A 21,081-nucleotide genomic window follows, 5' to 3' on the forward strand; every position below is an offset into this window, starting at 1 on the left:
TGCGGCTCCAGCGCCGCGTAATCATAGGGAAGATCGGGAAGCGTGTACTCGGAGATGGGTTTTCCTCTCATTGTGGTGAACCACTGTGGTGGACTGACTCGGCTGTGCCGTCGATTCAGGACGCGTCGACTCAGGACTGCGCGGATTCGGCCGGCGGGGTGCCCCTCAGGCGGGCACGACTCCTTCCGGGACGACTCCGAGGAACCGGCGGTTGTGATAGGCCAGGGCCGAATCTTGCGGTTGGAGCAGGACGTCCAGGACCTCCGCCAGGATCAGCGTCGACTGGCCGACGGCGAGCCGCTCCAGCGGCCGGCAGCGCAGCGCTGCCGGCGCGTCCGGCAGGTACGGCTCCCCGGTGGGGAACGCCCGCCAGTTCTGCTCCGGTGTGAAGCGCGGCATCCCGGACCGTGCGAAAGCCTCCGCGATGCCTGCCTGCGCGGCGGACAGCAGGTTGACCGAGAAGGTCTCCGCTTGCAGGACGCCTCCGGCGGATCCGCCCGACTGCGCCACGGAGAACGACAGGGCCGGCGGTTCGGCGGACACGGAGGCAACGCTGGAGGCGGTCAGGCCCACGGGCCCGTCCGGGCCGGCGGCGGCGATGATCGCCACACCCGCCGGGTGGACGCGGAACGCGGCCTTGAAAGCCTCCGCGGATGAATGCGGGGAGGTCATGCAGTCTCCTTCTGGCGGAAAGCGGCCGGGTGGGCGTATGCCGGCGGCCGCACTGTCACCCTCTACGCTAAAACCTCAAGTAAACTTCAAGTCAAGGGCGCAGGTCACGAACGGTCATCTTTGACCAGCGCCGACGGGACGGTAGCCGGCTGCGCGGTCACGAGGCGCGCCGCGACCTGCCGTGCGTCGATCCGCGGCACTCTGGGGATCGCGCGCCGCGCTGGCAGGAAAGCGCGGGAGCAGCCGCCCGGCATACTGGCAGGAGGAACCGCGATGGGAGATCTGCAGCAACAGGACGATGCCCAGAGCCCCTATGCCCTGCTGACCATCGGCGAGATGAGCAGGCGGACCGGGATCGCCGCCTCGGCACTGCGGTTCTACGAGCGGCTCGGCCTCATCGCCTCGGCCAGGACCGCGGGGAACCAGCGGCGGTACCCCCGCCATATGCTGCGCCGCGTGTCCCTCATCGCGGTGGCCAAGCGGCTGGGCATTCCGCTGACCGATGTGCAGGAGGCTTTCACCGAGCTGCCCCTGGACCGGATGCCCAGCCAGGAGGACTGGCAACGCGCCTCTCAACGCTGGAAGCGCACCCTGGAAGAGCGCAGGCGCGCGATCGAGCGACTGGAGCAGGAACTGACCGGATGCATCGGCTGCGGCTGCCTCTCCATGGATGCCTGCGCCCTGCTCAATCCCGAGGACTCGCTGGGCAGCACCGGCGCCGGCCCGCGCCGGCTGGAGGACGACGCGATCTGACTGAGCCACGCTGCGCTGCCTGTGCTGCGCCGCTGTCCGGCCTTGCACGACGGGCGCGCTCGGCATGGTGGACCTGAACGCGACCGATCACGGCTGGATAGCTGGCCTGGTTTCCGCCGCTGTGCCACTGGCCTACGCCGCATGGCTCACCCGTCCCGGCGGCGCGATGCACCGGCAGTCCAGCGTCGGCGCCGGGGCCGGGGCCGGGGCCGCGAGCCGCAGCGCGCCCGCGCACGAGTGGTCTTGTACAGTTACTTCGTAACGATAATCGATTTCATTTGGAGGATCATGCGCTTCCCGCACCCCGGCCGCGCCCGACACTGGATCCCGCTGGTAGCCGCGATGTTCGCGCTCGCGGCTTGCAGCCCTTCGGCGGGACAAGGGGAAGCGTCCGCAGGTGGCGCTCCTGAACCTGAGGGATGGCCGCGCACGGTGGCGCACGCGCACGGGGAGATCGCCCTGGATGCCGCGCCGGAGCGGATCGTCGCGCTCTCCTCGGACGCCGCCGATGCTGCACTGCAGCTGGCGGGCCCGGAACGGCTGGCCGCGGTCCCGGACCTGAACCGGGACCCGCATCAGTCCCTGCAGCATGAGACCGCCACCCAGGTGGAGGGGGTCATCGATACCGCCGCGGAGGCCGATGCCGAGAGCGTCCTGGCCTATGAGCCGGACCTGGTCGTGGTGACCGAGCGGCATGACGCCGAGAGCCTGGCGCTGGGCCAGCTCGAGCAGGCTGGCGTGCCGGTGCTGCCGATCGCCAACACCTGGGACAGCCCGGAGCTGTACGTCGAGAACCTGCGCCTGATCGGAGAGGCGCTCGGCACCGAGGAGCGGGCCGAGGAGCTCGCCGGTGACTACGAACGGCGCTGGGAGGACGTGGAGGCGCGGGTCGCCGATCTCCCCGAGGAGGAGCGTCCCCGTACCGCGCTGCTGAGGATCATCGCCGGCCAGGTCTTCTACTCCGGGCCGGGCGCCATCAGCCAGCCGGTGCTCTCGGCGGCCGGCGCCTCGCACGCCGCGGAGGAGATCGGTCTGGAGCGCTCCCAGCCGGCCAGCGTGGAGCAGCTCAGCGCATCCGCGCCCGAGCGCATCGTGCTGCTGGACAGCACGGGAGCCGGGGAGGCCCAGTTCGCCGAACTCCTGGACTCGCCTGGAATCGGCGCGGTGCCCGCTGTCGCGGAGGAGCAGATCCTCATCCTCACGGCGGCCCAGCTGTCCTCCGGCTCCGGCGGCATCGAGGCGCTCGAAGAGATCGCCGCCTGGCTGCATCCCGACCTCTTCTGAAGCTCCGGGCGCTCAGGCGGTGGCCGGCGGCAGGCCGGTCCGCGCGATCTTCTTCCTCCACGCGATCGCGGCCACCGCGGCGGAGACGACGATGAACACCGCCATCGGGATCAGCATGATCGGTCCGCCGGTGCCGGCCGAGCGGTCGAATCCCGAATCCATCTGCCCCAGGAAGATCGCCGGGATGAACAGCAGCGTGTTGTTCACCGCGTGCATCAGCACGCTCGATTCCAGCCCGCCGGTCACCTGGGTCAGGAGTGACATGGTCACACCCACGATCAGGTAGTACACGATCAGCCACACGTCCGCCGCGAAGTGCATCAGTGAGAACGCCACCGCGCTCACGGCGGTGCCCAGGATGAGGGAGGCGGTCGGCCCGGACGCCCAGGACCCGGCCGCCCGCTGGATGACGCCGCGGAAGAGGTACTCCTCCCCGGCTGACTGGAACGGCGTCGTGAGCAGGACGACCACGAGGAACGCGATGGCGGTGCCGTCCACGGACCATGAGCTGCTGCCGGGGTCCAGGAAGGTGAAGACGCCGACGTACAGCAGGAACATCGGGACGATCACCAGCGCCGAGGTGCCGAACCAGCGCCAGCGGAAGCGCCCGGTCACCGAGTGCCAGGTTCCCAGCGGCTGCCGGTGCAGGAAGACGTGGAGGAGCGCGGTGAGAAGGGCCGTCACGATCACGGTGAGGTTGACGCTGAGCAGCAGCAGCGGTGTCATGGACACCTCGCCGCTCATCAGGGCCTCGGGATCGGATGCGCCGGTGACCGCATCGATCAGCATGGCGATCAGCCCCAGGATGAGCGAGGCCACCAGGAACACCGTCAGGACGACGACGATGCTCACCAGTCCTTTCCACCATCGGTTGCGCGGTGTCCGGTAGAACTGCGTGTACCCGCGGGCCTCCGGCGGGGGAGGCGGTGGAACGGTCGCCGATGCGTAGGGCTGCGGGGCCGCGCCCGGCTGCCCGTACGGTCCCGTCGCGTAGGGCTGGGGTCCCGTCGCGTAGGGCTGAGGCGCCGCGGCGGGCGGGGCCATTCCGGGGTTCCCGGGTGGTGGACCGGCTGCGGCGCGGGCGGCGTCGTCATAAGGGTGGGGTGCCGCGTAAGGCTGAGGCGTCGCGTGTGATTGAGAGGCGACATGCGGTTGAGGCGCCGCCGTGTACGGCGACTGCGCCGGATCGTGGGGCGGGAGCGCGCCGGCGGGCGGCATCTGAGCTCCTGGGTGCGGCGCCGACGGTCCCGGGACCCCGGTATGCGGTGCCGGAGCCGCGGGCGAGGCCGGCGAGGTGTCATCGGCGTGACTCGGCGCGGGAGGGCCCGCAGGGGCAGCCGGCGATGCCTGCGCGGCACCGGCGGATGTCGCGTCTGGTGTGGTGCCGGGGTTGCGGCCGGCACCGTCGGCGGGTGCGGAGCCGGGGTGGCCTTCGGCGCCGGTACTGCCGGCAGGAGTGGCGCTTGGCGTGACGCCGGGGGCATCGCCGGTGCCGGTGCTTTCAGCAGGTGCGGTGTGAGGCGACGATGTGGGATCGCCCCCCGCGCCGACGTTTGCGGCGGATGTCGCGTCTGGTGTGGTGCCGGGGTCGCGGTCGGCACCGTCGGCGGGTGCGGAGCCGGGGTGGCCTTCGGCGCCGGTGTTTTCGGAGGCGTCCGGGTGTCGGTGCGAGTCGGGGGTCTGCGGCTCGGGGGACATCGAGGGCTCCTCACGAATGTCAAGAATCATTTACATTCTGAATGCTATCGACTGGTGTTCAAGCATGTCAAGGATCTTTGACATGGCGCGATCGTGCGGGCCGAGGGCGCGGACCGGCCGGTAAGCACTCCCGCCCTTACCCGGCGAACCTCCCGGGGGAGGCCTCGAACCAGCCAGAGGCAGGACACTTCCACCCTACGCGGCACCGCTGCTGGTCTGCGCAGCGGCATGTGTCCCCGGCATGCGCGGCGGCGCGTGGACCCGCGAACAGCGCCGGGACGCCTGCGCCCGGGGATCACAGGGACACCCGACTCCGCAGCCAGCGCCGGGACGCCTGCCCCCGCTGGTCACAGCGGCGCCCGACTCCGCGAACAGCGCCGGGACAGGTGGACTCCTGGTCACAGGGGCGCGTGAATCCGTGGACAGCGCGCGATAGAGACGGCAAGGAGATGCTGACGGGAAGGACACGCGTCGTACGTGAGGCCGTCGCCAGGCTGGGCGTTGTGGCACTTATTTCGCCGTCCCGCCCGTAGGTCGTCGCTCCCCAGGTCTGGGCGGTGACGATCTACCGCCGCAGCGACGACGTAAGGGCAGAGCGACGACGTAAGACACAGTGACGACGCACAAGCTCGGCGAGAATGCCCACGAGGATGTTCCGCGTGCGCCGGTCTCGCCAGAGTGCTTATAAGGGACACCGGCGCGGACATGAACGCGGGGCGCCTCGCATATGCGAGACGCCCCGCGTCTTCATGACCGCTGGCTACCGGTCAGCCGTCGCGGCGGCGACCGAAGTGCAGCCCCGCGGCGCCCGCCGCGATCAGCACCAGGCCCAGCCCCAGCCCGGCCAGCTCGGAACCGGTCTTCGGGAGCGTGCCTCCACCGGATCCGGAACCGCTTCCCGAGCCGCCTGGCTCCGAGCCGCCCGAGCCGTCCGGAACGGAGCCGCCGGGTTCACCGGCGGGATCCCCGCCAGGAGCGGGCTCGCCGTCCGGTCCGCCACCGGGCGCCGGCTCGACCGGGGCATCCGCGGCGACCTCGAAGGTCGCGGACAGGTCCGTGCCCTCGACCCTCACCGTGTACGCGCCCAGGTAGATGGACGGATCGGCGGGTTCCACACCGTAGATGCGGAACGACGCCTGGCCGTCCTCATCGGCGGTTACCGTCTCCGACAGACCGGTCACGGCATCACCGTCCGGGGTCACGACGAAGGTCACCTCGCCGCCGGGCTCGATACCGGACGCCGTGGCGATCACGCCGCGCTCCGGATCGACGAACGCCTCCGGCGTGATCCGCTCGGGGGCGACCGCCAGGGACGGCTCGGCCGGGGTTCCCGGATCATCGGCGGCGAGGACTTCGAACTCGCCCTCATAGAGCACGGTGCCTTCGGCGTCGAACACGAACAGCGTGTGCGTACCGGGTGCGATGTCCGGGACGGTGAAGACGGCGACGCCGTCGCGGACCGTCACGGCGCCCAGGTCCACCGGCTCGGAGTGCAGCTCCGCCCGGATCTCCTGGCCCTCGTATGCGTCCAGGCCGCTCACCCTGATCGGCGCACCGGGCTTGCCGGCATCCACCTCCACGGTGATGTCCTCCCCGGGCTCGGCGGGTTGACCCGGCTCCCCGGGCGAACCGGGTTCACTGGGCTGCTCGCTCGGCTCCGCGGTGGGCTCGTCGGTAGGCTCCGGGGACGGTGCCGGTGCGGTCGGCTCCACCGTCGGGGCATCCGTCGGCCCCGGCTCACCCGGTGCGTCCGTCGGCTCCGGCTCACCCGGTGCGTCCGTCGGCTCCGGGGACGGCTCCGGATCGCTTGGCCCAGCAGTCGGCTCAGGATCCGGTGAAGGAGACGGCTCGTTCGGTCCGTCCGTCGGAACGGGAGTCGGCTCCTGGGACGGCTCCGGTGTGCCGGGCGACGGCTCGGCGAAGCGCAGCGGCGTCGCGGTCTCATACCCCGCGACCGTCCCGCCGCCGGCGGCGAGCGTGTACACGCCCAGGATGCCGTCGACCTGCTCCGGGTGAGCCACTTCCAGTTCCGCCTCGAACGTGCCGGCCTCGAGGTCGAACGGGATGTAACGGTCCCGGTCGTCCTCGTCCAGCGCGTCGTAGGCGGCCTGCGGGATCGCCCAGAAGGACGTCAGCCAGGTCCGGGCGCTCGACGGTGCGCCCGCTGAGGGGCGCCAGTCCTCGGCGAAGTCGCCGAATCCGACGTAGAAGCCGGGCTCGGTGCCCGCCGCGGGCCCGTAGGAACCTTCGCGGCCGCTGGCGGTGAACCCGGTGCCGGTCACCGTGACGGTGCTCTCCTCGCCGATGACGAACTCGTCCTGGGAGACCTCGACCCGGCCCTCGGGCTCAGGTGCGGGTTCCTCCGTCGGGCCAGGTGTCGGCTCGACGGTGGGCTCGTCCGTTGGGCCGGAGGTCGGCTCCGGACTGGGTTCCGCGGTCGGACCCGTGGTGGGCTCGTCCGTCGGGGCGCCGGTCGGCTCCTCAGTAGGTTCGGTACTGGGCTCCGTGCCGGGATCTTCGGTGGGCGTCGATGTCGGCTCTGCCGTCGGCTCCCCGGTTGGCGACTCGGTCGGTTCCTCAGTGGGCTCCTCGGCCGGTGGCGTCGGCGAGGGCTCCTGCTCGTCGCCGAAGTCGAACTCCAGCGGTTGCCAGAAGTCCCAGTACCGCTCGGCCGGGTTCTGGTGGAACACGGCGATGCCGTACTCGACGCCCGGTTCCAGAGCGCCCTCCGGGATGCGGAGGGTCGAACCCCAGATGCCGTTGCCCCGTTCCAGATTGCTGCGGATCATGGTTCCCCGCGCGAGCGGATCCGCTGGCAATCCGTTCTCCGCAACGGCTGGAGCCTGACCCGGCTGCCAGTCCTCGGCGCGCATCACCGCGATATAGGCATTGCCCGCCGGGGTGCCGTCGTCCACGGTGAAGCCGCCGGCGCGGTACTCGAAGGAGGTCTGGCCTTCTTCAGCCACGGGAATCGGAGCAGCGGGGCGCGTCGCGACCTGACGGGTCTCCGGCGCGGGCAGGACGGTCAGCCGGGCGGCCTCGGACAGGACCGAGCCGGCGCCGTTGGTCAGCAGCACGCGGTACCAGCCGCTGTCCTCGGCCTTCAGGTCCGAGAGCGGCAGAGTGGTCCCGGTCCGGTCCTGAAGGACGGTCCATTCCTCGCCGTCGGGGCTGTACTGCCATTCCCGCTCAGGGTACGGCAGCGCGTCCTGGGCGAAGCTGATGCTGATGCTCTCACCTTCATACCGGAGGGCGTCCGAGGGCTGCTGGGTGATGTTCGGCATCTCCAGCACGACTTCGAGCGTCGCAGCGTCGGAGAAGACCTGGCCGGCGCTGTTGGTCAGCACGGCCCGGAACAGCGCACCGCTGTCCTCGAGCGAGGGCTCGTCCACCGGGTAGCGGTGTTCGTCGTCACGGCTACCGGCGATGCCCTCGCCGAGGTCGGTCCAGGTCTCGCCACCGTCGTCCGAACGCTGCCAGGTGACTGCCGGCTCCGGGATCCCCGCCGCGCGCACCTGGAAGTACGTGCTCGATCCCAGGCCGATCCGCCGGTTCGCCGGCTGCTGGGTGAGGACGGGCTCGGTGCCATCGATGGTGGTCCCGCTGACCACGTCGCCGTGCCCGTTGGTGGCGGTGACGCGGATCTGCGTGCCCACCGAGGCGGTACCCGCTTCCAGGACGAGCCGGCTCCCGGGCCCTTCGGCCCAGGTCGCCTCGGCGTCCTGCCACTCGGCGTCCGCGTTCTCACGGACCTGCCAGGTGTAGGCCGGGGCCGGATTGCCGGTGGCCTCAGCAGTGAAGGTCACCGGCTGGTTCAGATCGGCATCGGCCGGCAGCTCGGGTTCGGTGACGAACTCCGGAGCCGAGGGCGCGAAATCGATCTCGATGGGCATCGGCGGCTTGTGCTCCTGCATGCCACCGCAGCCTGTGGTGAAGTAGTGGGAGGCGAAACCGCCGCCGGCCATGAACTCGATGAACTCCGCCGGCCAGGAGCCGCTGGGGTGCTCGCAGGCCGGGAGTTCCATCTCCGTGCCGTAGAGCTCCGGCGGCTGGACGCCTTCGAAGTCCGATTCGATGCGCAGCCCGTCCTCGGACAGCTCGACTTCCGAGAATGTGGCGATGGGCAGGCGTTCCGGACCGTGACCGCCGGTGGGATTGCCCTCCATATCGACGCCCCCGCCGGGGATCCGGGCCACCACGGTCAGCTCACCGGAGCCGTCCTCGTCGATGCTCAGCACTGGATCGCTGTAGAGCTGATCTGGTGCGCCGAAGTTCGCCGGGTAGGAGTTCAGGCCCCACTCGCCGGTGCCCTCCCAGGTGATGGTGCCTGCTCCGGTCTCCGGGTCGAGGGATCCGGTGCCGCCGTCGAAGACGCCGCCGAGGAACGCGGCATCCGCGTCCGCGGGGTTCCCGGTGATGGACTGACCGTTGAAGGTGCGCACCGCGACGTTCTCGCCCTTCGCCCACTGGCGCCAGGTGGAGAAGACACCCCGCTGGGCATAGCCGCTGTAGGTCCACTGGAACTGAGCGCCCTCGACCTCCAGCAGCGGGTCCTCCTCGGGCAGCTGCCAGGAGACGGTGAGCGGGTTGGTCGGCTTCTTCCGGTCCACCACGCCGCCGGAGGAGTACCAGTAGGAGCCCTGACCGGTCAGGAAGTTGAACTCCACCCAGGACTGCGGGAAGGAGCCGGCATGCTCCACGTCCCAGCGCGGAGGCATGGAGTCCACCGCGCCTTCACCCGGGTCGATCTCCACGCCCAGGTAGTCCGGGGTGACGGTGAAGCCGTCCTCGGTGATCTCCACATCGCTCAGGTCGGCGATGGTGATCTCCTGCGGTGCGATTTCCTCCCACAGGGTGGGATCGGACATCGAGGCGCCGTAGCCGGAGGCGGTGGCGGTGATGGTGCCGGTACCGTCGCCGTGCAGCTCCAGGGTGGGATCGGAGAAGGACCAGTAGGTCATGCCGCCGTAGTAGACGATGCTGACATCGCCGTCCCAGGAGATCTCCCCGGTCCCGGACTCCATGTCCACCGTGCCTGAGCCGCCGGAATAGACGAACTCGTTCTTGGTGGTGCTGTTACGGGCGGGTCCGCCGGTGGTCACACGGGTGCCGTCAGGGTTGTTCTCGTCGGCGAGCCGGGCATCGAGGCACTTGTTCTCCCAGGTGGGGGTCAGCCAGTCGCCGTCGGCTCCGGGTTTGCGGATGGAGACGTTGCCGTCTTCGGCCTTGTACCACTGCTCGGCGTCTGCGGCGCTCCAGACCTTGGACGAGCCGAGATCCCCGACCTTGCCGGCGACCAGGAAGTTGCAGCCCCCGAAGAAGGCACCCCCGCCGGATTCGTCATTGATCGACCAGGAGAACTCGACGTCCTCCACGGTCACCTCGGCGGCCTGGGCCGCGCTGAGCGGCAGCAGGCCCGCGCCCGCGCCGAGCAGCACTGCGCCGCCGGCGGCAGCGAGCCAGGACCGTAGCCGGCCAGGACCCCCTGTCGTGGTCACTGTATTCATGTATGTTTTCTCCATCGTCGGGTGGCCCGTCCGCTCAGCGCGCGAATGCTCGCGGACGGGACACGTGGTGATGAACGGCCACCTCAGGTGGCCGTGCCTCCCTCAGGGGAGCTGCCGGATCCGTTGGAGCGGGCCCGGCGGCACAGCACGCAGAGTCGTGCCGTGGCATGAGTGAGGGCGGGCAGCGTGCATGCTGCCCGCCCTCACGTGCTCTGCCGGCTCAGGGGGAGGTCGTCCTTACGGCGGACCTCCCCCTGATGCCAGCGTTCGTTCTCGGATCAGGCAGTCCGTCGGCGGGTCATGGCGATCGCTGCCGCGCCGGCTGCGATCAGCGCCAGGCCCGCGCCCAGACCAGCCAGCTCGGCACCAGTCCGCGGCAGGCTGCTACCCCCACCGGAACCAGAACCGCCGTCACCGGAGCCGGAACCGCCGCCGTCGCCGGAGCCGGGCTGGCCCGGATCGGCATCGTCTGCGACCTCGAACGACGCCGACAGATCCGTGCCGTCGATCGTCACTGAGTACTGACCGACGTACACACTCGGATCAGCCGGATTCGTGCCGTAGATGACGAACTGGGCGGTACCGTCCTGGTCTACCTGGACGGTCTCTTCCAGACCGGTGACGTTCTCCCCCTCGGGCGTCACCACGAACGTGACACTCTCACCGGCGGTGAATCCGCTCGCGGTGGCCCTCACGCCCTGCTCCGGATCCACGAACGCCTCCGGAGTGACCCGCTCCGGTGCCACGCTCAACGCCGGCTCGGCCGGGGCGTCATCGGCGAGGACCTCGAACGGCGTGGAGAACACCACTGTCTCACCCTGGAACACCGTGAACGTGTGCTCACCGGCGTCGATCTCCGGGACGGTGAACGTCACCGCACCCTCGTCCACCGTGGCGGTGCCCAGGTCGACCGGGTCGGAGTTGAACTGGCCGCGGAGCTCGTCGCCTTCGTACTCCTCCAGTCCGGTGACGGTGATCGGGTCACCGGGATGACCGGAGGTGACATCCACCTGGATACCGGTACCGGGCTCAGTCGGATCCGTGGTGGGCTCGGTCGGTGCCGGGGTGGTCGGCTCCGGCTCCGTGGGCGCCGGGGTCGTCGGTTCCGGCTCAGTCGGATCCGTGGTGGGCTCCGGCTCCGTCGGGTCCGTGGTCGGCGCCGGCTCAGTCGGGTCCGTGGTGGGTTCCGGCTCGGTCGGCGCCGGGGTGGTCGGCTCGGGCTCAGTCGGTGCCGGAGTGGTGGGCTCAGGCTCCGTCGGTACAGGGGTCGTGGGCTCGGGCTCGGTCGGTGCCGGAGTGGTCGGCTCGGGCTCCGGTTCGGTGAAGGTCAGCGGCGTGTAGGTCTCGTAGCCGGGCACGGCCGCGCCTCCACCGGGGTAGGTGTAGATGCCGAGGTTGCCGGTGACCTCATCGGGATAGGAGACGGTCAGCTCGACTTCGAAGTTCCCGTTCTCATCGATCAGCGCGGTGCCGTTCTCCCCGATCAGCTCGCGGCTCTGGGCCGGCAGCGCCCAGACGACCTGGCCGTCGACGACCTTACGGTCCGAGGACGAAGCGCCCTCGGAGGGCTTCCACTGCTCGGCGAAGTCGCCGAACGCCACATAGGCGCCCGGCTGTTGGCCGACCAGCGGCGGCCGGGACGGCGTATTGGCCGTCGGCGTGAAGCCCGTGCCGGTCACCGTGACCGTGGCCTCCTCGTCGGTGGTGAACTCAGTCTGCGAGACGGTCACCTGGCCCTGCGGTTCCTCGATCGGCTCCGGCTCGGGCTCAGGGGCCTCATAGGTGTAGGAGACGCTCAGCGGGTTCGCCGGCTTGTGCCGGTCGACCTGACCGCCGGAGGAGTACCAGTACGCCGCCTGCCCGGTCTCGATGTTGAAATCGATCCAGCTCTGCGGGAACGAACCCCAGTGGTCCCCGGAGCGGATCTGCGGCCCGGAGGGCCCGTCGGCCTCGACCTCGATCTCGACGCCCAGGTAGTCCGGGGTGACCTCGAAGCCGTCCTCGGTGACCTCGACGCCGGTGAGCGTGGCGACCTCGATCTCGCGGGGCTCGAGCTCCACCCACTTGCTCAGATCGAACATGTCCGCGCCGTAACCGGAGGCGGTGCCGGTGACCACGCCGGTTCCATCGGCAGAGACACTGAGCTCCAGGTCACTGAGCGACCAGTACGTCATGCCGCCGTAGAAGACGATGGTGAAGGAGCCGTCCCAGCTGATCTCCGCGGTGCCGGCTTCCGGATCGACCGTGCCGGTGCCGTTCTCGATGACGACCTCGTTGCCGGAGAAGCGGTCGTTGCTCGGCGGGGTGGTGCTGCCGCCGTCGGGCGCCTGGCACTTCGTCTGCCAGGTCGGGGTGACCCAGCCGCCGTCGGCATCGGGCTTGCGGATAGAGACATTGCCCTCCGAGGTGGAGTACAGCTCCTCGGCCTCCTCGGCCGTCCACACGGTCGCTCCGCCGTTGTCACCGGCGACGCCGGCGCTGAGGAAGTTGCAGCCGCCGTAGAAGGCGCTGTTACCGGACTCGTCGTTGATGCTCCAGGCGAACACCGCGTCGTCCACGGTGGCTTCGGCCGCCTGTGCCGCCGTCAGCGGCAGCAGGCCGCCCGCCGCGCCGAGCAGCAACGCGCCGCTGGCGGCGGCGAGCCCGCGCCGCAGGCGCGACGGGGCTGCCGTACTCATCTCTGTGCTCATGAACTCTCCATCGTTGTGCAGTGCCAAGGGCATACGCGACGGCACAAGGAATGTAGGTATGTCTTGGCTCATATCAGGTATGCCTTGCTTTATGTAGGCGAGGCCAGCTTATACTCAACTCTCGGCGAATGTGAAGGTTTTGTTATGGTGACCCTTCTCATTCAATCGTGAGCCTTCACTAGTATTGCTTAGGCTCACCTGAACATGTCACGATCGAAGGCGAAGCGTCGGTCGGCTGTCAACCCGGCAGCCCCGGCAGCCCCGATAACGCCGGCACTGCCGGTGCTGCCGGGAGGACCGCGACACCTCATGACTGGAAAGCTGGAGACAGACCGTGCCCCTGCCCCGTGTGCTCCGCCGCTTCAAGCGCAGCACCGTACGCCGGTTCGGCTGGACGGCCGGCGCCGTGGCGGCGGCGATGTTCCTCTGGGTCAACGGGTTCCACAACATCGGCACCATCGACACTGCCAGCGCCGCGGAATGCGCGATGCCGGAGCCCCAGACCGCTGCGCAGGAACCCGATGTGCCGGACGTGAACTCGGGCGACCTCACACCGCCGCGGGAGATCACCGGCCCCACCACGGCCTACACCCGCACCAGCGCGATCCCGCCGGTGACCACCGCCCCCGAGGAGGTCCAGCGGCTCCCCGTCACGGTCGGGAGCGCCGACGGCCCGGAACAGACCGTCACGGACACCACCCGGATCCTGGCGCTCAACCAGAACGGCGGGCTCGCCGCGGCCGCCATCGGCCTGGGCTTCGGCTGCAACCTGATCGGCCGGGACATCGCGACGAACTACCCGGCGCTCATGCCCGGCAACGATGACATCCCGCTCGTCACGCAGAACGGTCACGAGCTCAACGCCGAGGCGATCCTGAACCTCTCTCCGACCGTCGTCCTCACCGATTCCACCGTCGGCCCCTACGATGTCCAGCTCCAGCTCCGCGAAGCCGGCATCCCCGTGATCATGGCGCCCGTCGTCTACGAGGGCGGGGTCGAAGCGGTTGGCGAGCAGCTGAGGTTCGTGGCCCGGGCGCTCGGGGTGCCCGATGTCGGCGAGGCACTGGCCGAGCGCACGCAGGACGAGATCAACGGCACGATCCAGGCGATCGGCAAGATGGCGCCGTCCGATCCCGAAGAGAAGCCGCGCGTGGTGTTCCTGTACCTGCGCGGCAGCATCTACTACTGGTTCGGCATCGATTCCGGGGCGGACTCGATCATCCAGGCCATCTCCGCCCGCGACGTCGCCACGGAGGTCGGCTTCGAGGGCATGTCCCCGACCAACGCCGAGGCGCTCATCAAGGCCAGCCCCGACGTCATCATCGTGATGACCCTCGGACTGGCCTCCGTCGGCGGCCTGGACGAAGCGCTCGAGCTGCCCGGCATCAAGCAGACCCCGGCGGGGAGGAACCAGCGCATCGTCGACATGAGCGATTACGAGGTGATGAGCTTCGGGCCACGCACCGCCAGCGTCCTGGCCGCGCTCGCCACCGCCATCTACGCCCCTGAGCTCTCCTACCAGCCCGATACCCCGCCGGAGGCCATCGACCGGCGCCTGCGGGAGATCGAGCAGGAGAGGGAAGAAGAGTCATGACCGCCACCCACGGAATCACCGCTCCCGGGGCGGATCCCGCGAACACCGCGCCGCGTAGACCCCGGGGCCGCATGCCCGGACGCCTCGACCTGAGCCCGGCCGCACCGGAACCGGACGAGGCCGGCCGGAGGGCCGGCAAGGGCAAGATAGGCCTGCTGATGACCGTGCTCACGGTCGGCCTGCTGGTGGCTTGCCTGGTCTCCGGCATGATCGGCCAGCTCTTCATCCCGCCAGCCCAGGTGCTCGGCGCGCTGCTGCACTCGGTGGGCCTGGACTGGCTGTCGGCCCCGGAACACGAATTCGGCACCGCAGCGCTCTACGAGGTCCGTTTCCCGCGCATCGTCCTGACCGTCCTGGTCGGAGCCGCGCTGGCCATTGCCGGCGCCATCATGCAGGGCATCTTCGGCAACCCGCTGGCAGAACCCGGCACCGTCGGCGTCTCCTCCGGCGCCGCCGTCGGCGCCAGCTTCGCCATCCTGTACGGTTTCACCTTCCTGGGCGCGTATACGATCCCCGCCTTCGCGTTCGTCTCCGGGCTCATCACCACCTTCCTGGTGTACGGGCTCTCCCGCTCCCAGGGCCGCACCGAGGTCGTCACCCTCGTCCTGACCGGCGTCGCGGTCAACGCCGTGTGCGGGGCGCTCATCGCCTTCATCGTCTTCCGCGCGCCCACCCAGGCCCGCGAGCAGATCGTCTTCTGGCAGATGGGGAGCCTGAACGGCAGCCGCTGGGACCAGGTGATGATCGTCGCACCGCTCATCGTCGGCGGCATCCTGCTGTCCCTCATGCTGGCACGCAACCTGGACCTGCTCTCCCTCGGGGAGAAAGCGGCCCGGCACCTGGGCGTCCACGTCGAACGGCTGCGGTTCCTCGCGATGGCCTACGTCGCGCTCCTGGTCTCCGCGGCAGTGGCCTTCGCCGGCATCATCGCCTTCGTCGGACTCGTGGTGCCCCATCTGATCCGCATGCTGATCGGACCGGGCCACCGGGCGCTGCTGCCGGCCTCGGTCATCGGCGGGGCCCTGCTGCTGACCCTGGCGGATCTCGGGGCGCGCACCCTGGTGGAGTTCGCCGACCTGCCCATCGGCATGCTCACCTCGATGGTGGGCGGACCGTTCTTCTTCTACCTGCTGCGCCGGTCCCGCCGCAGCGCCGGGGGGTGGGCCTGATGGCGGTCTCCGTGCATCGTGCCCCGCGCCGCCCCGGCCGCCACGAACCCGGTGCCACGGTGCTCTCGATCCGCGACGTCTCGGTCGAGTTCGGCGAGAAGCGCGTCCTCGACGCGGTCGACCTCGACATCCGGGCCGGCGAGGTGCTGGCGCTCGTGGGACCCAACGGCGCCGGCAAGTCCACGCTGATCAACGTGATCACCTCCGATGTGGACGCCGTCTCCGGCAGCGTCACCCTGGACGGCTTCCCCAACCACGCCTGGACCTACAAGGAGCTGGCCATGCGCCGGGCGGTGCTGCTCCAGCAGGTGGACATCGCCTTCCCCTTCACGGTCGAAGAGGTCGTGGACATGGGCCGCGCGCCCTGGCGCGGTTCCCCGCAGGCCCGTGCCGATGAGACGATCATCGGCGGCGCCCTGCACCGGACCGAGACGGAGCAGTTCGTCGAACGGAAGTACACCTCCCTCTCCGGCGGCGAACGCGCCCGGGTGGCGCTGGCGCGGGTGCTGGCGCAGACCTCCTCCATCATGCTGCTGGACGAGCCCACCGCGCCGATGGACATCCGGCACCAGGAACTCGTCCTGGGGGTCGCCAGGGAGTACGCCGCGACCGGCTGCGCCGTCGTCATCATCGTCCACAACCTGGATCTCGCCGGCGCCTACGCCGACCGGGTGGCGATGCTCTCCGCGGGCAGGATCGTCGCCGACGGCCCGCCCGCCGAGGTGCTCACCGCAGATCTCATCTCCCGGGTCTACGACTACCCCGTCCGCATCCTGACCGACCCGGACACCGGGGCGCCCATCGTGGTGCCCGTACGCACGCATCGAGGGAAGACCGCATCATGAACCGAGCAGCCACATTCACCGGCAGGCTGACGGCCGCGGCCCTGGCCGCGTTCCTCGGCCTGACCGGCTTGTTCGCCCTGACCGCCGCCCCGGCCTCGGCGGCACCGCAGGTGAGCGTCTCCGGACAGCCACCGGCCGACGGGCCCGGGGAGCTGCAGCTCTCCGGTTCCGGATTCCAATCGGTCGAAGGCGGGTTCGGCGGCATCTATGTGCTCTTCGGCTGGGTGAGCGATCCGCAGGGCGGCAGCTGGCGGCCCAGCCAGAACGGCGTCACCGGCCGGGACTACCGCTACCAGTACGACGACGAGACCAACCCGGAGGGCTACCAGCTCTTCGTCACCTTCCCCGGCAGCTCGACCGCATCGGCGGCGAACGGCGGCGAACTGAGCGCCGACGGCACCTGGAGCGGCACGCTCAAGACCCAGGGAGCCGTGTTCGACACCTTCGACCGGCAGGGCAACCGGGAGACGCTCGACTGCACCCAGGTGCAGTGCGGCATCATCACCATCGGCGCGCACGGCGTGAAGAACGCCAACAACGAATCGTTCACGCCGGTCGACTTCTCCGGTGCCGGGGAGGCGGGCGCCGCGGGCGACGACGGCGGGAACGCCGATGAGGGGGAGGCCGCCGCCGGTGACCAGGCCTCGGAGGAACCCGCCGAGGAGGCTCCCGCTGCCGCGGCCGTTCCCGAGACCGCGGCTCCTGTGGCTGCGCCCCTGATCGATCCGACCTCTCTCGCGGAAGGGACCCGCATGTTCACCCTGCTCCTCGTCCTGCTGGCCGTGGCAGTCGTCCTGGGCCTGTCGATCATCGGCCTGTCCTTCGGCATCGGCGGCTATCTGGCGGCCAAGAGCCTGCTGCTGGGCGTGAGCCCCGAGGCGCTCGAGCGTGAGCGCGGCAAACGCGAACGGCGCGCCATCAAGGCCCGTGAGAAGCGCAAGCGCAAGACCGATGCGGTGCGCCGGCGCGAGGAGCTCAGGACGGTCAGGGCGCAGGCGAAGAACTCCTCCCAGCTCGCCCGCGGTGAGATGGAGCAGCTGCCGCCCGCAGCCGAGAGCTATGACGAGATCGTGCGGTTCTTCGAGAACGACCCGAACACGCCCCCGGCCGAACCGGCGTACCCCGCCCCAGGTTCAGGCGCCGGGCAGGGGCCGGGCATCGACCCGGAGGCGCCCACGACGGTCCAGCCTGCGGTCTCCGGACGGCGTGAGACCGGCGAACCGGCGACCGCCGTCGTCGGCAGCGTGCCCGCCGATCCGGATTCCTCTCGCGGTGACCAGCGCGGGCCCAGGAAGGAGACCCCGTGAGCGCGCTGCAGGCCGGGACCGGTGCAGCGGACGGCCGGACCCCGGCGCGCAGGAGCCTGCGAGCGCGGCTGCTGGCCGGGCTCGCCGCCCTCGGGGTAGCTGCCAGCGGCGCGTTCCTGTTCCCGCAGGCGGTACAGGCCGCCGAGATCACAGTGACCGACGCCCGGTTCGCCTGGAGCATCAACGACGAGTCCGGCAACAGCGCCTTCTACGGCGGCTGCAACTTCCTCAGCGCTGGCATCGCCGGTGACAACGGCGGAGCGACTGTGTGGACGGCCGAGGAGGCCGAGGAGCTGTACTCCACCTCGGAGGGCAATGTCTCCATCCGCAAGCCCGACGCCGACGGCGGCTGGGTCACCCCGACCTGGCAGACGAAGTGCCAGGCGCCCGACGGCGGCAGCACCACCCCGCCGAGCAACGACCGCTTCTCCGGCAACGAGGTCGTCATCGACAACGGCACCGGCACGGTCGATCCCGCCTCCGGAGACGCCGAGATCCGCTGGGACGGCTCCTTCACCGTGGTCTTCTACGGCGGCATGACGTACTGGAGCGTCACCGACCCGGTCCTGCGCATCGAGGACGGCCGCGGCACCCTCACCGGCACCGCCTCGGGGTACGGGGCGGACATGTTCGACCTGAGCAAATGGGTGCCGCTGGAACCACGGGACATCGAACTGGCGACCTTCGCCGATGCCGAGGTCGGCGAGGACGGGCTGGAGATCCAGCCGGATTACCTCGGCGTGGAGATCGATGTGGAGGCCGACGGGCCCTCCGGGCCGCAGATCCGCTCCGGGGATCACTGGGGCTCCTTCCCGCAGTCGTTCATCGACTTCCAGATCGAGACCGGGCAGGCGGCGTACTGGTACTCCTCCGGCGGGCAGGTCGACCGGCACAAGCCGGCGAACCCGTTCACGGTGACCTACTCCGCGGACGCCACTCCGCGGGTAACGTTCGACGACGCCGGCTCCTGGCCGCCGCTGCGCCTGCCCGCATCGCGGGACACCCTCACCGCCGGATTGCAGAACATCGGGCTTCCGGTCCTGGACGAGGAAGGGCGGGAGACCAGTGAGCTCGAACCCGTCCCGGAGAACTCCGTGGTCACTGTCATTGCCGCCGGCGGTCCCGAGGGAGGCGTGCAGCTGGAGAGCGCCGGCGCGACCAACGCGGTCAACGCCTCGGGGCGCGCCACGGTCTCGGTACGACTGGACGCCCTGGAACCAGGGCAGTACTGGCTGATGTTCCTGGTGAATGATCGCATCATCCCGCTGGGGAACACCGGACGTGATGATCATCGGGTTGCCCTCGAGTACGGCGTCGCGGAACCGGAGGGGCCGCCGACGTCGCTGGAGGCGACTGCGCTGTCCCCGTCCTCCGTGCTGCTGGGCTGGGAACCGCCGGACGGGACGGTCGGCAGCTACCGCATCGACGCCTATGAGGGCGACGAGCCCTCCGGCGATCCGGTCCGGCTGCGCGAGGCCTCCGCTTCCGCCCCGGGCGGCGCCAGCGAGAAGACCGTGCAGGGATTGCAGGCCGCCACCGAGTACACCTTCACCGTCACCCCCGTGTTCGCGGGACAGGACTATGAGACGTCCGAACCCGTCACGGTCCGGACCCTCGAATCCGGCAGCGCACCCGGGGGCGAGGAACCGCCCGGCGAGGGTCCCGGGGAGGACCCGGCCGGCGGCGGCGAGCCGTCGGACGGCGCGGTGTTCTACTGGGGCATCAACAACGAGACTAATTCCGGCGCCTACTGGGGAGGCTGCAACTTCCTCTCCGCCGGGCGCTCGGGCGACGCCGGGGCCGCCGCGGTCTGGTCCCAGCCGGACGGCCTGTACTCCGGCTCCGAGGGCAACGTCAGCGTCGAGAAACCCGATGCGAACGGCAACTTCGTGCCCGCGACCTGGGGAAACAAGTGCCAGGACCGCAACGGGCGCACCGTGCAGGTCAGCCAGCCCTTCGACTCGGAGCCGTGGACCGAGACCCGCGTGAAGATCACCGGCGGGGAGGTCTCCGAGCACGAGGACGGCTCGGTGACGGTCGAATGGGAGGGCAGCTTCACGGTGGTCTTCTACGGCGGCATGACCTACTGGTGGGCCTCGGACCCGGTCCTGGAACTGGACCCCAGCGGCAATGGGCGCGTGACGGCCACCGCGGGCGGATACGGAGCCGATATGTTCGACGCCAGCAAGTGGGTCGAACTGGACGAGCGGACCATCACCCTCGCGGATCTGCGAGGCGTGGACGTCGATGCCGCGCTCGGCCAGGGCTACTTCGAGCAGACCCCGGAGTACCTCGGAGTGCGCTACGCCGGCAATCATGAGGGCGCCGGCGGCGACGCCGTCGGCGGCGTGGACGAACTCCCCAGCAGCCAGGCGCGGCGCGACGCTGAGAACGAGGCGTACTGGGGGTCCTTCCCGGAGTCGTTCGTGGACTTCCAGGCGGAAACCGGGCAGTACTCCTACTGGTTCACCTCCAACGGCGCGCGCGATCCGTACAAGCCCGCGCTGCCGCTGACGGTGTCCTTCGACGGCGAGTACGCGCCGGCCGCCGGGAACTACTCCGGCCAGGACACCGGTGCCGGGGGCGGAGCATCGCCGTCGAACCCCGGCGGCCCCGCCGGACCGGGCAGCGGCGCGCCTGAGGCCGCCGGCAGTCCTGCTGACGCCTCGACCCGGGAACAGACCGATGTGAACGCGGCCAGCGCGCAGACACCCGGATCGGCAGGCATCGGCGCCCTGAACCCCTGGGTCTGGGGGATCGCCGGTGCCAGCGTCCTGGCCATCGGCGGCGCCAACTGGGCCGTCTGGTCGTTCATCCGCCGCAAGATCGGTTTGGACCCCAAAGCCCTTCTGTGACCATAATCACTTCAGACGTATATAAGGAGACACCATGCCGGAATCGCTCGCCGTACTCCTGCGGGAGAGCACGCAGGAGGCACATGAGGCCGCTGAGAACGCCTCATTCATGTCCTCCCTCATGGGCGGGCATCTCTCCGCCGAGGCCTACGCCGATCTGCTCGACCAGTACTGGTTCTTCTACCGGGCGCTGGAGCAGAAGGCGGACGCGTTCGAGGGCGATCCGCAGATCGGCGAGATCGTGGACCGCCGCCTGGACCGGCTGCCGGCCATCGAGACCGACGTCCTGGCGCTACGCGGCCGTCCCGCCCACGAGACCGAGCCGCTGCCGGCCACCGTCGAGTACGTGGCCCGGATCGAGGGCATCGGCGCCGATGAACCCGAGCGCTTCCTGGCGCATCACTACCTGCGCTACCTGGGCGACCTCTCCGGCGGCCAGGTCGTGGGCCGCCTGGTCGGCCGGCACTACGGCATCGCCGACGACGCGCTGACGATGTACCGGTTCGCCGGGATCGAGAAGCCCAAGCCCTACAAGGACCGCTACCGCGATCTGCTGGCCGGGCTGGACTTCTCGCCCGCTCAGCGCGAGCGCCTGATCGAGGAGGCGCGTGCCGGTTTCCAGCTCAACAAGCGCATCTTCGATCAGCTCGGCGAGCGCTATCTGCCCGCCGCCGCAGCGGTCTGAGACGCCCGCCACGACCCCGGTT

At 70.0% G+C, this 21,081-nt stretch carries 12 protein-coding genes; 8 read left to right on the top strand and 4 right to left on the bottom strand.

Translation table 11 applies throughout. The features are described 5' to 3' along the window. Window positions 1-165: 165 nt before the first annotated feature. Window positions 166-672: a flavin reductase family protein gene (locus IEW13_RS15780; RefSeq protein ID WP_188551902.1), complete on the bottom strand. Its 507-nt coding sequence runs from the start codon at window positions 670-672 to the stop codon at window positions 166-168. Window positions 673-945: 273 nt separating this feature from the next. Here IEW13_RS15780 and soxR point away from each other — a divergent pair, with 273 nt between their 5' ends. Together soxR and IEW13_RS15790 are read left to right on the top strand one after the other, a co-directional pair. After that, a complete protein-coding gene (gene soxR, locus IEW13_RS15785; protein ID WP_188551903.1) occupies window positions 946-1,425 on the top strand; it encodes a redox-sensitive transcriptional activator SoxR in 480 nt (159 codons plus the stop codon). Window positions 1,426-1,857: 432 nt separating this feature from the next. Continuing rightward, the gene (locus tag IEW13_RS15790; protein ID WP_188551904.1) at window positions 1,858-2,709 is read left to right on the top strand and encodes an ABC transporter substrate-binding protein; all 852 of its coding nucleotides are present in this window, start codon (window positions 1,858-1,860) and stop codon (window positions 2,707-2,709) included. Between the two features lie 12 nt (window positions 2,710-2,721). On the opposite strand, the gene IEW13_RS15795 is transcribed toward IEW13_RS15790, so the two are convergent. From IEW13_RS15795 to IEW13_RS15805, 3 genes are all read right to left on the bottom strand, one after another. Further along, window positions 2,722-3,753: a CPBP family intramembrane glutamic endopeptidase gene (locus IEW13_RS15795; protein ID WP_188551905.1), complete on the bottom strand. Its 1,032-nt coding sequence runs from the start codon at window positions 3,751-3,753 to the stop codon at window positions 2,722-2,724. Between the two features lie 1,421 nt (window positions 3,754-5,174). After that, window positions 5,175-9,914: an HtaA domain-containing protein gene (locus tag IEW13_RS17700; protein WP_188551906.1), complete on the bottom strand. Its 4,740-nt coding sequence runs from the start codon at window positions 9,912-9,914 to the stop codon at window positions 5,175-5,177. Between the two features lie 278 nt (window positions 9,915-10,192). Next, window positions 10,193-12,604 (bottom strand): hypothetical protein, encoded by a 2,412-nt coding sequence (locus IEW13_RS15805; protein ID WP_188551907.1) that lies wholly within the window; start codon window positions 12,602-12,604, stop codon window positions 10,193-10,195. A gap of 334 nt (window positions 12,605-12,938) precedes the next feature. Here IEW13_RS15805 and IEW13_RS15810 point away from each other — a divergent pair, with 334 nt between their 5' ends. The 6 genes from IEW13_RS15810 to IEW13_RS15835 all read left to right on the top strand — a co-directional run bounded on the left by IEW13_RS15810 (window position 12,939) and on the right by IEW13_RS15835 (window position 21,059). Further along, entirely contained in the window at window positions 12,939-14,198 is a 1,260-nt protein-coding gene (locus IEW13_RS15810; RefSeq protein ID WP_229745243.1) for a heme/hemin ABC transporter substrate-binding protein, read from the top strand. Window positions 14,199-14,356: 158 nt separating this feature from the next. Beyond that, window positions 14,357-15,367 (top strand): FecCD family ABC transporter permease, encoded by a 1,011-nt coding sequence (locus IEW13_RS15815; RefSeq protein WP_229745250.1) that lies wholly within the window; start codon window positions 14,357-14,359, stop codon window positions 15,365-15,367. Next, window positions 15,367-16,212, top strand: a complete 846-nt coding sequence (locus IEW13_RS15820) for a heme ABC transporter ATP-binding protein (protein ID WP_188551908.1) — start codon at window positions 15,367-15,369, stop codon at window positions 16,210-16,212. Before IEW13_RS15815 ends, IEW13_RS15820 begins: the two co-directional genes overlap by 1 nt. Continuing rightward, window positions 16,209-17,519: a hypothetical protein gene (locus tag IEW13_RS15825; protein WP_188551909.1), complete on the top strand. Its 1,311-nt coding sequence runs from the start codon at window positions 16,209-16,211 to the stop codon at window positions 17,517-17,519. Before IEW13_RS15820 ends, IEW13_RS15825 begins: the two co-directional genes overlap by 4 nt. Beyond that, complete coding sequence (locus IEW13_RS15830; RefSeq protein ID WP_188551910.1) at window positions 17,516-20,374, top strand: fibronectin type III domain-containing protein; 2,859 nt, start codon at window positions 17,516-17,518, stop codon at window positions 20,372-20,374. Before IEW13_RS15825 ends, IEW13_RS15830 begins: the two co-directional genes overlap by 4 nt. A gap of 34 nt (window positions 20,375-20,408) precedes the next feature. Next, a complete protein-coding gene (locus IEW13_RS15835) occupies window positions 20,409-21,059 on the top strand; it encodes a biliverdin-producing heme oxygenase (RefSeq protein WP_188551911.1) in 651 nt (216 codons plus the stop codon). The last annotated feature ends 22 nt before the right edge of the window (window positions 21,060-21,081 follow it).

The organism is Sediminivirga luteola (genome assembly GCF_014639315.1).
GTDB lineage: Bacteria > Actinomycetota > Actinomycetes > Actinomycetales > Brevibacteriaceae > Sediminivirga > Sediminivirga luteola.